Here is a 514-nt window from a genome sequence, read left to right on the forward strand (position 1 = left end):
CGACGAACAGCGTGGGCGCGTCGGCCGGATTGACGGTGATCGAATACGAGCCGTCGGCGGAGGCGCCGTTGTCGAGCACGAAGGCGCACTGGTTCTGCGCGGCGGTCGGCAGGTTGGTGGCGCGATGGAAGGTGCCGGTGATGGTCTGGCCGGCGCGCGTGTTGTTGATCTGCCCGGCGCTGACCGGCACCGAGGACAGGATGAAGTCCATCTGGTAGGTCAGCTTGGTGGTATCGAAGCGGACCCTCACGTATTCGCCGCTGCCCGAGCCGCCGGTATAGACGGTCGAGTAATCGAGCGTGCTGGGGCAGAGTGCGTTGGGTGTGCTCGGCTGTGTGGTCGAGCCGCTTCCCGGGCAACTGCTGCCCGAGCATTGCGGGACCTGGATCGCGGCCGGTGGATCGCCGCCGTCGCCGCCGCCACATCCGGCGAAGAACGGCATCGCGAGCGCGAAACAGGACAGCAGCGCCATGCGCGGCTTGGTGTTACGGAACATACCCCCTCCTTGTTGGTG

The 514-nt window shown here is 66.7% G+C and carries 1 protein-coding gene; it reads right to left on the minus strand.

Annotated elements, in window-relative coordinates:
• Nucleotides 1-496: DUF2957 domain-containing protein (locus FQ705_RS29335; protein ID WP_144147652.1), on the minus strand; the 496-nt coding region annotated here is incomplete at its 3' end.
• Nucleotides 497-514 lie beyond the last annotated feature (18 nt).

Source organism: Paraburkholderia sp. BCC1884, assembly GCF_900996225.1.
Taxonomy (GTDB): domain Bacteria; phylum Pseudomonadota; class Gammaproteobacteria; order Burkholderiales; family Burkholderiaceae; genus Paraburkholderia.